The 15,475-nt window shown below is 66.8% G+C and carries 16 protein-coding genes; 6 read left to right on the top strand and 10 right to left on the bottom strand.

Annotated features, from left to right (window positions below; genetic code table 11):
* Positions 1 to 18 precede the first annotated feature (18 nt).
* Together ampH and BLM15_RS25825 are read right to left on the bottom strand one after the other, a co-directional pair.
* A complete protein-coding gene (ampH, locus tag BLM15_RS25830) occupies positions 19 to 1,227 on the bottom strand; it encodes a D-alanyl-D-alanine-carboxypeptidase/endopeptidase AmpH (protein ID WP_126115436.1) in 1,209 nt (402 codons plus the stop codon).
* A 176-nt stretch (positions 1,228 to 1,403) separates the two neighbouring features.
* The gene (locus BLM15_RS25825) at positions 1,404 to 2,390 is read right to left on the bottom strand and encodes a LytTR family transcriptional regulator DNA-binding domain-containing protein (protein ID WP_236846430.1); all 987 of its coding nucleotides are present in this window, start codon (positions 2,388 to 2,390) and stop codon (positions 1,404 to 1,406) included.
* Between the two features lie 269 nt (positions 2,391 to 2,659).
* Between BLM15_RS25825 and BLM15_RS25820 the strand changes: the two genes are divergently transcribed.
* A complete protein-coding gene (locus BLM15_RS25820) occupies positions 2,660 to 3,109 on the top strand; it encodes a VOC family protein (RefSeq protein ID WP_126115435.1) in 450 nt (149 codons plus the stop codon).
* 129 nt (positions 3,110 to 3,238) lie between these two features.
* Entirely contained in the window at positions 3,239 to 4,450 is a 1,212-nt protein-coding gene (locus BLM15_RS25815; protein WP_126115434.1) for an MFS transporter, read from the top strand.
* Between the two features lie 101 nt (positions 4,451 to 4,551).
* Here the strand turns inward: BLM15_RS25815 and BLM15_RS25810 are convergent, their stop codons facing one another.
* The 5 genes from BLM15_RS25810 to mdlC all read right to left on the bottom strand — a co-directional run bounded on the left by BLM15_RS25810 (position 4,552) and on the right by mdlC (position 11,034).
* Positions 4,552 to 5,787, bottom strand: a complete 1,236-nt coding sequence (locus tag BLM15_RS25810) for an MFS transporter (protein ID WP_126115433.1) — start codon at positions 5,785 to 5,787, stop codon at positions 4,552 to 4,554.
* A gap of 72 nt (positions 5,788 to 5,859) precedes the next feature.
* Entirely contained in the window at positions 5,860 to 6,756 is an 897-nt protein-coding gene (locus BLM15_RS25805; protein ID WP_126115432.1) for a polyphosphate kinase 2 family protein, read from the bottom strand.
* A 97-nt stretch (positions 6,757 to 6,853) separates the two neighbouring features.
* Positions 6,854 to 7,876: a Bug family tripartite tricarboxylate transporter substrate binding protein gene (locus BLM15_RS25800; protein ID WP_164547641.1), complete on the bottom strand. Its 1,023-nt coding sequence runs from the start codon at positions 7,874 to 7,876 to the stop codon at positions 6,854 to 6,856.
* Between the two features lie 60 nt (positions 7,877 to 7,936).
* Positions 7,937 to 9,403 carry an aldehyde dehydrogenase gene (locus BLM15_RS25795; RefSeq protein WP_126115430.1) on the bottom strand — a complete coding sequence of 489 codons (1,467 nt, stop codon included), beginning with the start codon at positions 9,401 to 9,403 and terminating at the stop codon, positions 7,937 to 7,939.
* Positions 9,404 to 9,420: 17 nt separating this feature from the next.
* Positions 9,421 to 11,034, bottom strand: coding sequence for a benzoylformate decarboxylase (mdlC, locus tag BLM15_RS25790; RefSeq protein ID WP_126115429.1), 1,614 nt, complete (start codon positions 11,032 to 11,034; stop codon positions 9,421 to 9,423).
* Between the two features lie 79 nt (positions 11,035 to 11,113).
* Between mdlC and BLM15_RS25785 the strand changes: the two genes are divergently transcribed.
* Positions 11,114 to 12,052 carry a LysR family transcriptional regulator gene (locus BLM15_RS25785; protein WP_206438570.1) on the top strand — a complete coding sequence of 313 codons (939 nt, stop codon included), beginning with the start codon at positions 11,114 to 11,116 and terminating at the stop codon, positions 12,050 to 12,052.
* Positions 12,053 to 12,082: 30 nt separating this feature from the next.
* Here BLM15_RS25785 and BLM15_RS25780 read toward each other — a convergent pair whose 3' ends face one another.
* From BLM15_RS25780 to BLM15_RS25770, 3 genes are read right to left on the bottom strand one after another with little or no spacing between them, the layout of a single operon-like run.
* Entirely contained in the window at positions 12,083 to 12,574 is a 492-nt protein-coding gene (locus BLM15_RS25780; protein WP_126115427.1) for a DUF411 domain-containing protein, read from the bottom strand.
* A gap of 8 nt (positions 12,575 to 12,582) precedes the next feature.
* The gene (locus BLM15_RS25775; RefSeq protein WP_236846429.1) at positions 12,583 to 12,957 is read right to left on the bottom strand and encodes a heavy-metal-associated domain-containing protein; all 375 of its coding nucleotides are present in this window, start codon (positions 12,955 to 12,957) and stop codon (positions 12,583 to 12,585) included.
* A 25-nt stretch (positions 12,958 to 12,982) separates the two neighbouring features.
* Positions 12,983 to 13,501 (bottom strand): thioredoxin family protein, encoded by a 519-nt coding sequence (locus tag BLM15_RS25770; RefSeq protein ID WP_126115426.1) that lies wholly within the window; start codon positions 13,499 to 13,501, stop codon positions 12,983 to 12,985.
* A gap of 116 nt (positions 13,502 to 13,617) precedes the next feature.
* On the opposite strand from BLM15_RS25770, the gene BLM15_RS25765 reads away from it, so the two are divergent.
* From BLM15_RS25765 to BLM15_RS25755, 3 genes are read left to right on the top strand one after another with little or no spacing between them, the layout of a single operon-like run.
* The gene (locus BLM15_RS25765) at positions 13,618 to 13,989 is read left to right on the top strand and encodes a thioredoxin family protein (RefSeq protein ID WP_236846428.1); all 372 of its coding nucleotides are present in this window, start codon (positions 13,618 to 13,620) and stop codon (positions 13,987 to 13,989) included.
* Positions 13,986 to 14,366: an ArsR/SmtB family transcription factor gene (locus BLM15_RS25760; protein WP_057191327.1), complete on the top strand. Its 381-nt coding sequence runs from the start codon at positions 13,986 to 13,988 to the stop codon at positions 14,364 to 14,366. The genes BLM15_RS25765 and BLM15_RS25760 overlap by 4 nt, the downstream gene beginning before the upstream one ends.
* Positions 14,367 to 14,394: 28 nt before the next feature.
* Positions 14,395 to 15,468 carry a YeeE/YedE family protein gene (locus tag BLM15_RS25755; RefSeq protein ID WP_126115424.1) on the top strand — a complete coding sequence of 358 codons (1,074 nt, stop codon included), beginning with the start codon at positions 14,395 to 14,397 and terminating at the stop codon, positions 15,466 to 15,468.
* Positions 15,469 to 15,475 lie beyond the last annotated feature (7 nt).

Raw genomic sequence — 15,475 nt, 5'->3', positions numbered from 1 at the left:
TTTCGAACCCCAACCTTCCTACGGGCTAGCCGGCGCGAGCTCGGCCGCGAGGTCGCGGACGGCCGTCCGGAGCCCCTCGAACATGGCGAAGTCGACCTTGCTCGCGACGACGAAGATGCCGAGCCTGCGATTGGGCGAGAGCACGACATAGCTCATGAAGCCGCCGATGCCGCCGCTCTTGCCGAGCAGGAGCGGCACCTTGTCCTTCGGCCGGCTGACGACCCAGCCCAACCCCATCCCTTCTGAATCCGTGGCCTCCACACCAACCAGACGGGAGAGACCGTCATGCGGCCGCCAAAGCGAGTGCGCGAGCGAGCGCGCTGGCCGGCCCGCGGCATCGTCGGCGAGATGCCAGCGCATCCATCTCACCATGTCATCGGCGGTGGTGTAGATGCCGGCACTGGCCTGCATCACCTCGCCGGCTTCCCAATTTGGATCGGGCTTGCCGAACGGATCGAGCCCAGTCATCAGCCGGGGCTTCTGCGCATCGGAAAGGTGTAGGGCCGTGTCCGCCATGCCGAACGGCGCGGTGATCCGCTCCCGCACCAGCTCGGCAAAAGGCTTGTTGCCAGCTTTGCCGAGCGCCTCGCCGAGCAGGCCGAAGCCGAAATTCGAGTAGATCGCCGTGGTTCCCGGCCGGTAGGCGGGGCGATGGCTGGCGATCCAGTCCCAGTAATAGGAGGCCTTGTAGGGGGTGAACAGGTTCGGCTCGCTCGCCGGCGTCGCCGGATCGGGCATCTCGCGCGGCAATCCGGCCGAATGGGTCGCCAGATCGAGCAAAGTGATCGGCCGGTCGTCGAAGGGCTGGGGTGCCTTGCCGGGCGGAGCATAGCGAGCGAGCGGCGCGTCGAGCGAAAGCTCCCCTCTCGCAGCCATGGCGGCAAGCACATCGGTGGCGAAGACCTTCGAGACCGAGCCGACACGGACGATCGAGCGGCTATCCGGTTCCTTGCCACTGCCCGGCGCGGTCTCGCCATAGCCCGCGATGAAACTGTCCTCACCGCGGACGACCGCGAGGATCAGGCCGGGAGCGCGAGCATTCAGGAACATCGCGGCGCCGGACATCGAGGCTGCCTCGCGCAGAGCGAGATCCTCCGCAGCGGCCTGTCGCTGCCAGCCGATGGACGACAGCGCGACGAGCACGCAGCCAAGGACGAGCCGTGCCGCCTTCGCCGGGACGCGTCTCGGATGCGAGGCAGTGAAGCTGCGGTAGCGATGAAACGGCATAGGCTAAGCGGGTTTCTCGATCGGTTTCCGCATGGTCTCGCGCACAGGCGAAGCGGCAAGCGGAATTCGACCAATGGACATGCCGGTTCGACGAACGGCACTTCAGGCCGGATTCATCATGAGAAATCAGTTAATTGGCGGGTTGTCCCAGGCAACGCCGAATCAGGCGCCGGCAGTCAAACGCCGAGGCGTTGCCGCAGCTCCTGCCGGTAAGGACGCGACACCGGCCAGGCTTCAGCGAAGCGGCCGAGCCCGATCGTCCAGCGCTCCCCGGCGCGCCGGTCGAGGCCGCTCACATGCTGCAGGTTGACGATCGCCGTGCGGTGGATGCGCAGGAACGACGCTGCCGGCAAGAGCCCGGCCCAGATCGTGAGCGGGCGCAGGTCCAGCACCGTCGATCCGTCCTGCAGCCAGATTTTCGCATAGTCGCGCGCCGATCGGACCCCGAGGATGGCTTGCGGCTCGACGCCAATGATCGTCCCCTGTCGGCGCAGATAGATCAGCGGCGCGAACCCTCGGGAAGAATTGGCGAGAGCCTGCCCGCCACGGAGGGAGCCATAGCGCGCCAGCGCGACCAGCTCGGCGCATCGGAACAGTGCCCCGATATCCCCAGGCGACCAGCGCCGGGTCGCAATGGTCGCATCGAAACCGATGCAGGCGCGCAGGCGTCCATCATGAATGACCGGCACGCTGAGCACGCTCTTGTCGCTCTGCCTGAGCATCTCGACCTGGAGCGGGCGCGCCGGGCGCGGCAGCTCGGCGACGCGGTTGATCATCACCGCCTTGGCCTTCGCCAGGAACTGGTGGAGCCAGGCGATCATCGTAACCGGCGTGTTCTGCAGGTCCTCGACGAAGGAACGGACGCCTTGCCGGCTCCACTCATGGGTGTTCTGGAAGCGTAGCAGCTCGGCGTCGTATTCGAACATCCAGGCCCGGTCCGCTCCGGCCAGCTCGCCAATCTCGGCCAAAGCTGCGGTGATCGCGAGATCGACAGGTTCGCGCAGCAGCCATCTCGCCATGCGATAAGGCCAATCCGATCCCGCAGCGTCGCCGCAATCGGCAAACGAATGAGCTTCGTAGACCGCATCCGGTCCCTGGCCGGCCAGGACGTCGTCCCACGCACCACCACGGTCCTGTTGCTGCTGGCTCCCATTCTCACGCACAGCGTTCGCCCTCGCCGGATCGGCGTATTTGGCCGGACGCCCGCGCACTCGCAACCGAAATGTCGATGGCCAATGCCCAGCCATGATGCAGTGATAGACATTTAAGAGGCAGGCGCTCGCCGCACACCAGCATGCTGCCGGAGATTGTCACTCGCTGCCTTTAAATGTTGATATCAACGTTCACCGAGCCGATGCTGACTGCTTCTGGGAGCCGCGCCGTTATCCTGCCTGGCGCCTATCGGAACCTCTCGAGGGAAAAGGAGACGACCATGAAGATCGTGACCAGTTTGAGCTTCCGCGGCCAGTGCCGCGAGGCGTTCGAGTTCTACGCCAAGGTCCTCGGCGGCAAGATCACCGCCGCCATGCCCTATGGCGATGCGCCGCCCGGCATGGGGATGCCGGCCGACGACACGTACAAAAGCTGGCTGATGCATTGCTGGCTCGAGGTCAGCGATCAGGCAATAATGGGTGCCGACATGGACACCGCCTGGGCACCGAATGTCGACAAGCCCAAGAACGGCTTTGACGTCACCCTGCACACCAACGACAAGGCTGAAGGCCAGCGCTGGTTCGAGCAACTCGCCGAAGGCGGCAAGCCCGTGATGCCGTTCAGCGAGACCTTCTGGTCGCCCGGCTTCGGCTCGCTGGTCGACAAGTTCGGCATCCCGTGGATGGTCAACACCATCCCGTCGGGCGACTGGAAGCCGCCGCAGGGCTGATCCCACGCCACGCGAAAAAATCCGCAGCGGCATGTCGGCATCTCCGATGCCGCTGCGTCCTTGGGGTATCGACCGCGCGCGATGTCTCAAGACAGCTCGGGCGGTGCACGGAGCGCCCCGGAGAATTCCATGAACCAATCCTATCGCTGGGTGATCGTCGCGGCAGGCGGCCTTTTGGGCTGCGTTGCGATCGGCGCCATGTTCTCGCTGCCCGTCTTCCTGCGGCCGATGTCGCAGGACACCGGCTGGTCGGTCACAGGCATCTCCGCCGCGATGACATTCGGCTTCCTCGCCATGGCCGCCGCCAGCATGGTCTGGGGCGGCCTCTCCGACCGCTACGGGCCGCGCCCGGTGGTGCTCACCGGATCGGTCGTGCTGGCTGCGAGCCTGGCGCTCGCCAGCCGCGCCGACTCGCTGATCGAGTTCCAGCTCCTCTTCGGCCTCCTGGTCGGCGCGGCGACGGCCGCCGTCTTCGCGCCGATGATGGCCTGCGTCACCGGCTGGTTCGACACCCAGCGCGGCCTTGCCGTCTCGCTCGTCTCTGCCGGCATGGGCATGGCGCCGATGACGATGGCGCCGCTCGCGGCCTGGCTGGTCACCAGCCATGACTGGCGCACCGCCATGCAGATCATCGCCGGCATCGCGGCCGTGCTGATGATCCCCGCGGCGCTTCTCGTGCGCCGGCCGCCGGCCCTGGAGGCTGCGGCGCAGGGCGAGGCGATTGCCGATGAGCCGCAATCGGGCATGAGCGTCGGCCAGGCGGTGCGCTCGCCGCAATTCATCACGTTGATGCTGGCGAACTTCTTCTGCTGCGCCACCCATTCCGGCCCGATCTTCCATACGGTGAGCTACGCCGTGACCTGCGGCATCCCGATGCTCGCGGCCGTGTCGATCTACAGCGTCGAGGGGTTGGCCGGCATGTTCGGCCGCCTAGGCTTCGGTTTGGCCGGCGACCGGTTCGGCGCGCAGCGCGTCCTTGTGCTCGGGCTGCTGACGCAGGCCTTCGGCGTGCTCGCCTATGCCTTCGTCGGTGAGCTCGGCGGCTTCTATGCCGTGGCGGTGCTGGTCGGCTTCATCTACGCCGGCACGATGCCGCTCTACGCCGTGATCATCCGCGAGAACTTCCCCCTGAAGATGATGGGAACGATCATCGGCGGCACAGCGATGGCCGGGAGCCTCGGCATGTCGACCGGCCCGCTGCTCGGCGGCCTGATCTACGACCGCTTCGGCACCTACGCGCCGATGTATGTCGGCTCCTGGGTCATGGGCCTGGGGGCGATGCTGATCCTGCTGACCTTCCGGCCCTTCCCCAAGAAACAGCCGGAACTGGCGATGGCGTAGCGCCTGCTAGAACATGTCCGCGCTATCGCGGACATGTTCTATCTCCTTGTTTTATCGTATTTTCTTCACGCCAACCGGTATCCACTTCGCTCGAAAATGCTCTAGCGCTTGGTCATCTCGATGTCCGGGATCGTCGGCCCGGTCGTGCCCCGCTCGCCATCGACCATCGGTGGCGACGGGTTTCGCGAGATCCGCAGCGCGATATAGATCGCGACGGCCACCGACAGTCCGGTGAGATAGATCAGCATCCCCTGCGGGCCCATGAACTGCATCAGCAGGGTCGCGGCGAGCGGTCCGATCGCCGAGCCTGTGCCCCAGAGGAACAGAAGCTGCGCCGAGAGCCCGACCGCATGGTCGCGCCCCATCCGGAAATAGGCGTGCGTGACCGCAACCGTATAGAGCGGGATGCCGCAGCCGCCGATCAGCGCGAACAGGCCGAAGAGCCAGAACCGGCCATGGGCCGGGTCGACCTGCAGGAGCACCGCGAGCCCAGCTGCGGTGACCGCGACGATGCTGGTGGCGATGAGCATGATCAGGCGGCTCGCGATCCGGTCGGCCAGCAGGCTCATCGGCCATTGCAACAGGAGCGCGCCGATCTGGATGCCCGCCGTGAGCAGGATGGTGGCGCGCTGATCGAGCCCGGACAGGATGCCGTAAGCGGGAGTCACGCTCGTCAGCGGGCCGCCCACCAGCCCGACATAGAGGCAGCCGACCACCGCGGCCGGCGCTTGCGACCATAGCGTCCGCAATCCGACCGAAACGATCTCGCTCGACTCCGGCCCCCGCGCGCGCGTCAGCGCAACCGGGATCAGCGCAAGGGAGAAGGCCATGCTGGCGAAGAGGAAGACGTCCTGCGACTGGATGGCGACATAGCCCACGCCGATCTGCGAGCCGATCAGCGCGACGCGGTTGAGGATCTGGTAGATGCCGAAGATGCGGCCGCGCTGGGCCCGATTGGCCTGTCCGCTGATCCAGCTCTCGATGCAGATGCCGTGGCCGGCTGCCGCCAGGCCCATGACCAGCCGCGCCAGCCCCCACCACGCTTCCGGCAGCAAGGGAAAGCTCAGCGTCGAGACCGCCTGGAGCGCCGCAAACACCGCAAAGCCGCGGATGTGGCCGACCCGGCGAACGAGCGAGGGATTGACGAAGCAGCCGATCAGGAAACCGAGCGAATAGGCCGAGGCGACGAGGCCGATCAGCAGCGGCGGCTGGCCAGCGATCGCCATCTGCAACGGCACCACCGTGTTCACGATCGTGCCGGCAACCTGCAGGATCAAGGCACCCGCGACGATGGCGCCAAGCGCGGCGACAGAACCGCCAGGGGGCTTTGCTGTCACAGCCCGCTCATGTCCAGAAAGCCCATTCCGGCAAGGCTAGCAGGTCGGTTCGCCTCGGAAAAGGCCAGCGGCTCACCCTTTGCGCTTGTCGTCTTCGGCCAGCAGTTCCTTTCGGGCCATGACCATCGCCTTGCGCACTTCCGCATCGACCGCCGGGAATTGCGGGTCGAGCTGCTCGAGGCGCTCGACGATCGTCGCCGCCACCAGCAGCCGGGTGAACCATTTGTTGTCGGCCGGCACGACGTGCCAGGGAGCGTGCTCGGTCGCGGTGTTGGCGATCGCGTCCTCGTAGAAGCGCTGATACGCATCCCAGTGTTTGCGTTCGGCAAGATCGCCGGGCTCGAACTTCCAGTTCTTGTCCGGCTCGTCGATCCGCGCCAGGAACCGCCGCCGCTGCTCATCCTTCGACAGGTTGAGGAAGAACTTCAGGATCACCGTGCCGTTGCGCGCCAAGTGCTTCTCGAAATCGCGGATACTCTCGAAGCGCTCGCGCCAGATGTCCTTGCCGATCAGCTCGGGCGCCAGCCCCTGTTTCGCCAGCAGCTCCTCGTGGACGCGGACGACCAGCACCTCCTCGTAATAGGAGCGGTTGAAGATACCGATTTCGCCGCGCTCGGGCAGCGCGCAGGTCGTGCGCCAAAGAAAGTCGTGGCGAAGCTCGAGCGAGCTCGGAGCCTTGAACGAGGTGACCTCGCAGCCCTGCGGATTGACGCCCGACATGACGTGCTCGATCGTCCCGTCCTTGCCGGCGGTATCGATCGCCTGCAGGACGATGAGAACCGACCAGCGCTTCTCCGCAAAGAGACGCTCCTGAAGGTTGCGCAGGCGCTTGACGCCGCTCTGCAGCAGCTCGCGCGCCTCGTCCTTGTCGAGATCCAGGCCGCCGGTGTCGGCAGGATCAAAACGCTTCAGCCGGAAATCACCGCCATCGGTGACCCTGAAGCGTTCGACCAATCCGTCTTTCAGCATGCCTGGCGTCCCGTGACGAAGATCGCCCGCCAGTCTGACTTCATGCCGACGATTGTCCAGCCCTTGGCCCTGCGCTGCACCGGCGGCAGCTGGGCGATCAGCCATCCTGGGCCTTGATTCCGGCCTCGCGGATCAACTTGCCCCAGCGATCCATTTCCTCCCGCATATATCGGCCCAGCACCTCCGGCGTCGATGCGACGACACGGCCGCCGAGCTCTTCGATCCGGGTCTTCACTTTCTCCTGCCGCAATGCGGCCTGAACATCGGCGGAGACCTGCGCCACGATCTCGGGCGGCGCCTTGCCCGGCATGAACAGCGCGAACCAGGAGCCGACATCGAAACCCGTCAGCGTGTCGCCGATCGGCGGCACCTCTGGCAGCGTCGGGACACGCTCCTGCGTCGAGACGCCGATGGCGCGGATCGTGCCGCCGCGAATCTGGCTGATCGAGACCGTCACCGTATCGAACATGACGTCGATGCGCCCACCCATCAGGTCTTGCATGGCTGGCGCCGCGCCGCGATAGGGCACGTGGGTCATCTCGATGCCGGCCGCGCGCTTGAACAGCTCGCCGATCAGATGCAGCGAGGAACCGACACCCGCCGAGCCGAAATTCAGCGTGCCGGGCTTCGCCTTCGCCAAGGCGATGAAGTCGCCGACGGTGCGCGCGCTGGAGCTTGGAGGCACCACCATCACATTGGGGATGACGACCGCCAGCGACAGCGGCGCGAAGTCTGCGAGCGGATCGAAGGGCAGTTTCTCGAAGAGAAAGCGGTTCACCGCGATCGCACTCGATGTGATCAGGAGATGATGCCCGTCGGGCTCGGAGCGCGCCACATCGGCCGAGCCGATATTGGAGCTCGCCCCCGGCTTGTTGTCGATATAGACCTGCTGCTGCCACATCGCGCTCAACTGCTCGCCGAGCACGCGGGCGATGATGTCGTTGGCCCCGCCTGCGGCGAAGGGCACCACGAGCCGCACGCTCTTGGTCGGACGCCAGCTCGCAGCGCGGGCTGGGCCGCCGGCGGATGCCGGAAATAGGAGCGCCGCACCGGCCAGTGCCAGTGTCTGCCGGCGCGTCGGCGGCGCATTCGCTGGGATCGAGCCGCATGGCGTGGTCATCGAGCCTTGCCCAGATATCATCTTGTCCTCCCTCGGCTTGGATCGCGCTCTTCGGCGCGTCTAGAACGGGTAGTGCCGCGGCGTGGTCTGCAGCGTCAGCCAGCGCAGCTCGGTGAAGGCCTCGATGCCGGCACGCCCGCCGAAGCGGCCATAGCCGCTGTTCTTGACGCCGCCGAACGGCATCTGCGCCTCGTCATGCACGGTCGGGCCGTTGACATGGCAGATGCCGGATTCGATCCGCGAGGCGACGCGCCAGCCGCGCGCCGTATCGCCGGTGAAGACGGCGGCCGACAGCCCATAGGGATTGTCGTTGGCGCAAGCGATCGCCGCCTCCTCGCCGTCGACGCGGACGATCGCCTTGACTGGGCCGAAGCTCTCCTCGCCATAGATCCGCATCGCCGGGGTGACATGGTCGAGCAGTGTCGCCGGGAACAGCGTCGTCTCCGCCTTGCCGCCGCAAACGAGCGTCGCGCCCTTCGCCAGCGCATCTTCGATCAGGCCGTTACAGCGCTCGACTGCCTTCATGTCGACGACCGAACCGAGCACGACCGGCCCCTTGCGCGGATCGCCCAGCGGCAGGCTCGTTGCCTTGGTGGCAAGTTTCGCGACGAAATCGTCGGCGACCTTGCTGTCGACCACGATGCGTTCGGTCGACATGCAGATCTGGCCCGAATTGGCGAAGGCGCCGAAGGCGATGCCGGCGACCGCCGCATTGAGATCGGCATCATCGAGGACAAGCGCCGGCGCCTTGCCGCCCAGCTCCAGCACGACCGGCTTCAGATGCTCGGCGCAGAGCTTCGCGATGATGCGGCCGACATGGGTCGAGCCGGTGAAGTTGACCCGCCGCACAGCCGGATGCGCCACCATCGCCGCAACGACCTCGGCCGCGTCCTCGGGCGCATTGGTGACGAAGTTGACGACGCCATCAGGCAGTCCCGCCTCCTGCAGTGCCGTAATGATCAGCCCATGCGTGCGCGGGCAGAGCTCCGAGCCCTTCAGCACGACGGTGTTGCCGCAGGCGAGCGGCATCGCGATGGCGCGCGTAGCAAGGATGACCGGCGCATTCCACGGCGCCATGCCGAGCACGACGCCGGCCGGTTGGCGTATCGCCATGGCGAGGCTGCCAGGCACGTTGGACGGAATGACCTCGCCGCTGATCTGCGTCGTCAGCGAAGCGGCCTCGATCAGCATGTCGGCAGCGAGATGGACGTTGAAGCCGGCCCAGATGGCGGAGGCGCCGGTCTCGGCCGACATCGCGGCGGTGAAGTCGGCAGCGCGGGCCTCGAGCGCATGCGCACCCTTGACCAGCAATTCGCGGCGCTTCGCGGGGGGCGTCTGCGACCAGCCTGGGAAGGCACGAGCGGCGGCATCCATCGCGGCGCGTGCGTCGTCCGGCGTCGCAGCAGCGGCGCGGCTCGCGACGGAGCCGTCGAGTGGATTGCGACGCTCGAAGACGCCCCCGCCCGTCGCTGCGATCGCCTTGCCGTCGATCAGGAGGTTGATGGCATCGGTGCTGGTGGTGGTCATCTCTCGATCCTCGAAGCTCAGGCGATCACGATGTCGATCAGGTTCGGGCCGGACGCGGCGAAGGCGGCACGCAGACGCGGAGCGAGATCCTCGGGCCGCTCGACCCGCTCGCCCGGCACACCCTGGCCACCAGCCAGTTGCGCGAAATCGATGCCCGGCAGCTCGGTCCCGGCCGGCTTGTCGTTCGGCGCGTAGCCGAAGACCGGGGCGAATTCCTGCAGCGCTGCATAGCGGCGATTGTTGAGGATCAGGAAGGTGATCGGCAGGTCGAGCTGCGCCGCGCTATAGAGCGCCTGGATCGAATAGAGGCTGGAGCCGTCGCCGATCAGCGCGATCACCCGCCCCGGCTGCTTCATGCGCTGACGCGCCAATGCGACGCCGACCGCCGCCGGCATGCTGTGTCCGAGCCCGCCGCTCGCCATGGTGTAGAAGCTGTCGGCGCCGCTCATCGGCAGATAGGTCTGGATGGTCGAGCGGGTGCTCGGCGCCTCCTCGACCACGACATCGTCGGCGTGGCGTTCCCGCTCGATCACCGAGAGCGCATAGGCTGCCGACATCGGCAAGCCGGGCGACGCGACCTGCGGGACGGGGCGGGAGAGCGATGCCTCGCGCCCCTGGCGAGGAGCACTCACGGCGAGGAGCGCGCGCACCGCGAGATCGAGACTGGCGACGACGCTGTCGCCGACCGGAGACCAGGCCGCCTGCTGCGGATCGTCGACGATCTGCGCCAGCTGCGCACCTTCCGGAATGTGCGGCCCGCTGCCCTCGACATGATAGGTAAAGGCCGGTGCACCCAGCACGAGGATGAAGTCATGAGGGGCGAGGCGCTCGACGATCCTCTCGCGCATCGCCGGCAGGAAGCCGCAGAACTGGGGATGGCGCTCGGGGAAACCACAGCGCGCGCACATCGGCGGGACATAGATCGAAGCCTGATGGCGCTCGGCCAGCGCGACGACATCGTCGACAGCCTGGTCGCGCGCGACGCCGGCGCCGACGACGAAGGCCGGCCGCCTGCTGGCGTTCAGGCGTTCCGCGACCGCAGCAATCGCGTCCGGGGCCGGCGCCAGCGCCTGGCTGACCCGGCGCGGCAGGACGAACTCGCCCGGCTGGTCCCAGTCATCGGCCGGGATCGAGATGAAGACCGGGCCGCGCGGCGGCTGCATCGCGATGTGATAGGCCCGCGCCAGGGCAAGCGGCAGGTCGGCGCCCCGCGCAGGCTCGATCGCCCATTTGACGTAAGGCTTCGGCAGCTCGGTCGCCTGCACCGAGGCGAGGAACGGGTCGAAGGGCAGGATCGAGCGCGCCTGCTGGCCGGCGGTGATCAGCAGTGGCGTCTGGTTCTTGAACGCCGTGAAGATGTTGCCCATCGCATGGCCGACGCCAGCGGCGGAGTGCAGGTTGACCAGCGCCGCATTGCGCGTCGCCTGGGCATAGCCATCAGCCATGCCGACCACGACCGCTTCCTGCAGGCCGAGCACATAGCGGAAGTCCTCGGGATACTCCCGGAACATCGGCAATTCGGTCGAGCCGGGATTGCCGAAGACCGTGTCGATCCCAAGCTGACGCAGCAGGTCCAGCACGGCTTCCCGAACGGTCGGACGGACAGAGGATGATGTGATGTCGGCTGGCATGCGCGTCCCTCGGATCGAGGGCACTGTGGCGGCACGCCGGCCATTGCTCAATTAGATGAAGCGACTAAGTATTATTCGCATGACGAATATCGATACGATCGACCTGAACCTGCTGAGGCTGTTCGACGCGGTCTATCGCACCCGCAATGTCAGCCGCGCGGCCGAGCAACTCGGCCTCTCGCAGCCCGCGACGAGCCAGGCCCTGACGCGCCTGCGCCTGCTGCTGCGCGACCCCCTGTTCGAGCGCGTCGCCGGCGGCGTGCGCCCGACCGCCCGCTCCGAGCGTCTTGCGCATTCGGTCCAGGCCGGCCTTGCGCTGCTCGAAGCCGGCCTCGACGAAGGTGAGAGCTTCGATCCCGCCACGACGGATGCTGAGCTTCGCCTGCATCTCAGCGATATCGGCGAGGGCCGCTTCCTGCCGCCACTGATGACGATGCTTCGCGAGATCGCGCCGAACCTGCGCATCACCGCGCGCGCCTGGCCGCACGAAGCGATTTCCGAGGCCCTGGACAATGGCCAGCTTCACTTCGCCTTGGGTTTTCTCCCGACGGTGAACGGTACCGCCCATGCGGAAATGCTGAGCGATCGCTATCAGGTCTTCGTGCGGGCGGAGCACCCGGTGATCCAGCAGGCCGTCGACGGCGCCTTGAGTGTCGAGGATATCGCCAGGCTGGATTTCGTCGCCGTCAGATCACACGCCCAGACGCAGCGCATGCTGGAGATGCTGCATCTCGATCCGCGCATCCGCCTCGTCGTCTCCAGCTTCACGGCGCTGCCGCCGATCATTCGCGCCACCGACCTCGCCGTCCTCATGCCGCGCCAGATCGGTCTCCGCCTCGAACCGATTGGTGCCTTCGCTCTACTCGAGCCGGCCTTGCCACAGCGCGATTTCAGCGTGGCACTGCATTGGAGCCGGCGTCACGCCCAGAACGCCATGCTGCGCTGGGCGCGCGGGGTCATCCTGGACCTGTTCCGGGACGCCCAGCGATCGCAGCCCATCGGCTCGGCCGACGGCTGAGGCCGCGGCCCTTGCTGCGGGGACCGGCCGTCAGATCTGCCGCAGCCCGCGATAGCGCGCGAAGACGTTCTGCCGGTCGGCTGAGAACACCACTACGTCATAGGCATCCGGCGCCTGACCAGACACTTCCATGCCAGGCGAGCCCACGGGCATGCCGGCGACAGCGAGGCCCGTCGCCTTCGGCCGCTCGGCGAGCAGGCGCTTGATCGCCTCGGCCGGCACATGGCCTTCCACGACATAGCCGCCGACTTCGACGGTGTGGCAGGAGGCGAGCGCGTCGGGCACGCCGAGCCTCGCCTTGAGCGGCGCGACATCCGCAACCTCGACCACTTCGACCGGGAAGCCGGCGGCCTTCACATGCGTGACCCAATTGCCGCAGCAACCGCAGTTTGGATCGCGCGTCACGATCATCTTCGGCAGCGTCTCGGCAGCACTCGACGGTCGCCACAATCCGAATGCGGCGACCAGCTGCGCAGCACCGATCAGCAGGCTGCGGCGGGAGGAAGAAAGCCTGTGTGTCATGTCCTGCCTCAGCCAATCTGTTCAGTGCTGGGCGTATATCCCACCGCGACTACAGCCGACCTGATCGCCGCGAAATCAGCATCGCCCTGCACGCTGACCAGCTTCGAACTTGGGTCCGCTATGACGGTGGCGCCTGGAAGACGGCCCTCGATCGCCTGCTTGATCGTGCCAGCGCAATGGCCGCAGGTCATGTCCTCGACGCGAAAGCTGATCGCCCCGTTCGGGACCGGTGTTGCGACCGCAGTCGCGGTCGAATGCTGCTGGCAGGAGCACATGGCTGCAATGTCCTTCATTGACGATTGCAGCAGCCTGAACCTTCCCATCATGGCAAGGTCAAGCGCCTTTTTGATCGTGCTGGCCGAAGCTGCCGCCAGCGTCGTCAACGCAAGCCGGATGGAGCGATCGAGGTCACACCCCGTTCCGGACCGCGCGGAACTGCGCGATGAAGGCCTGCGGATCGGGCAGCGAAGCCATGCGGGCAACCTCGCGGTTCTTGGGCGCCTTTGCCGCAAGCCCGTTCACGCTGGTCGGGAAGAACTGGATCGCCGGCGTCCCCTCGATGCCGTAGCGCGCCGCGAACGCCTTCTCGGTCAGCTTTGTGCCATCGAAATCGGTCACTTCGCGGGCGCCGAGGATGTTGAGATGCAGCACCGCGAAATTGTCGCGGATATAGGTTTCGATCGCCGGGTCGGCGAGGTGGACCTCGTGCATGCGTCGGCAGGCCGGGCAGTTGCGCAGCCCCCAGAGGATCGCGAAGCGCTTGCCGCCCTGGCTCGCATTGCCGAGGTCCTCCGCGAGGTCGAGGAAACTCTCCAGATACCAGTCCTCCTGGTAGAGCCCGTCCTCGCCCAGCTTTGCCTTGGCCAGAGCCGGTGCCGTCGCCATCACGGCCATGGTGCTCGCCAGCAAGCCGCGTCGTGTCATCATGGCGTCGCCTCCGCGCAGGGCCCTAGCGGGCTCTGGTATAAACATATGAATACGACTATGTTCGAGAGATGATTGCAAGCGGGCGATATCGCGCGGGGTTGGCGGCGGCGTTCACGTTGTCGGGATTGCTGTCGCTGCCGGTCCTGTCATTGCCAGCTTTGGCCGCCGAGCTCGTCATGTACACCCGCAATGGCTGCCCCTTCTGCGTTCGCTTCGAGCGCGAGGTCGCGCCGGTCTACGCCAAAACCCCGGAAGGCAAGGCCGCGCCGCTCCGGCGGATCGAATTGCCGGCCGGCGGTTTCCGCGGCGAACGCCTGCTGGAGCCCGTCATCGCGACGCCCACCTTCGTGCTGATGGAGGGGGGCCAGGAGGTCGGCCGCATCACCGGCTATCTCAATGACGACATGTTCTGGGGTTTGCTCGGGCGGCTCGTTGCTGTCATTGAGATTTCCGACAAGGTTCAACGATCAGGCGCACAGACCCAATGACCGCGATCGTCTCAAAAGCCCTCGAAACCGAACTGCGCGACGGCGCCGAGTTCTCGCCCGAACTCGACCAGCTGATGCGCAAGGCCCGCAAGGCCAGCGATTTCCTCAAAGCCCTCTCGCATGAGAACCGGCTGCTGCTGCTCTGCCTGCTGGCCGAGCGGGAACGGACGGTGACCGAGCTCGAGAACCTGCTTTCGCTGCGCCAGCCCATGGTCTCGCAGCAGCTCGCGCGCTTGCGCCTCGACCAGCTCGTCACCACTCGCCGCGACGGCAAGGCGATCTATTACAGCCTCGCCAGCGACGATGTCCGGCGCGTCATCGCCGTGATCTACGACATCTTCTGCGGTCCGCCCGGGACCGAAGCCGGAAAATCGTGAACAATCGTCGCCGCCGGCGGCGTTCGTCATGATCGCGCTATCCGCCTGGGGCGCGACGCTCGCAGGCGTGGCGGTGGGCGTCGCCTGCGGCTTCACCGTCCGCCGGGCCCGCCTGTGCTCGTTCGGTGCAGTCGAGGACGCCTGGATGGGCGGCGATACCCGCCGGCTGCGGATTTTCGGTCTTGCCCTCGCCATCGCGCTGATCGGCACACAGACGCTGATCGGCCTTCGCCTGCTCGACCCGGCCAATTCGACCTATGTCCAGTCGGCCCTGCCCTGGCTGTCGATCGTGGTCGGCAGTACGCTGTTCGGTCTTGGCATGGCACTGGTCGGAACCTGCGGCTTCGGCTCGCTCGTGCGGCTCGGTTCCGGTGACCTCCGCAGCCTGATCGTGATGATGGTCTTCGGCGCGGTCGCCTATGCGACGCTGCGCGGCATGTTCGCCCCGATCCGGATCGAGATGCTGGAAAAGGTCTATTGGCCGCTTCCCGGCGGCCTCAAGGGCGATCTCGCCGGCATCCTGACCTATCTCGGCGCGCCGGCGGCGCGCACGCTGCTCACCGCCACCGGCGCCCTCGTGCTGATCGCCATCGTCGCCGTCGATCCGCGGCTGCGGCGCTCGCCGCGCCTGTTGCTGGCGGGCGCGACGCTCGGCCTTGCCGTCGTCGCCGGCTGGTGGGTCACCGGCGTGGCCGTCGACGCCTTCGAGACCGTGCCGCGCGCGCAGAGCCTGACCTTCGTCTCCCCCGTCGGCCGGGCGCTCTATGGCGTACTGAGCGCGCCCTCGGCCCTGCTGGAATTCGGCATCGGCACGCTTGTCGGCGTGACAATCGGCTCGTTCCTCTCGGCGCTCTATGATCGCGAGTTCCGCTGGGAAGCCTTCGACGATGACCGCGAGATGCGCCGCCATCTACTCGGCGCCGTGCTGATGGGCGGCGGCGGCGTGCTCGCCGGTGGCTGCACCATCGGGCAGGGCATCTCGGCCGGCTCGATGCTGGCCCTGTCCTGGCCGCTGGCGATCGCCGGCATGATGATCGGCGCCCGGATCGGCATCGCCATCCTGATGGAAGGCTCGCTCAGGGGGCTCTGGCAGCGCGGCTGAGGAGCGA

The sequence above is a fragment of the Bosea sp. Tri-49 genome, from assembly GCF_003952665.1.
In the GTDB taxonomy this organism is placed as follows: Bacteria; Pseudomonadota; Alphaproteobacteria; order Rhizobiales; family Beijerinckiaceae; genus Allobosea.
Note: the sequence above shows the minus strand (reverse complement) of the source record. Positions and strands in the feature narration are given on the sequence as shown.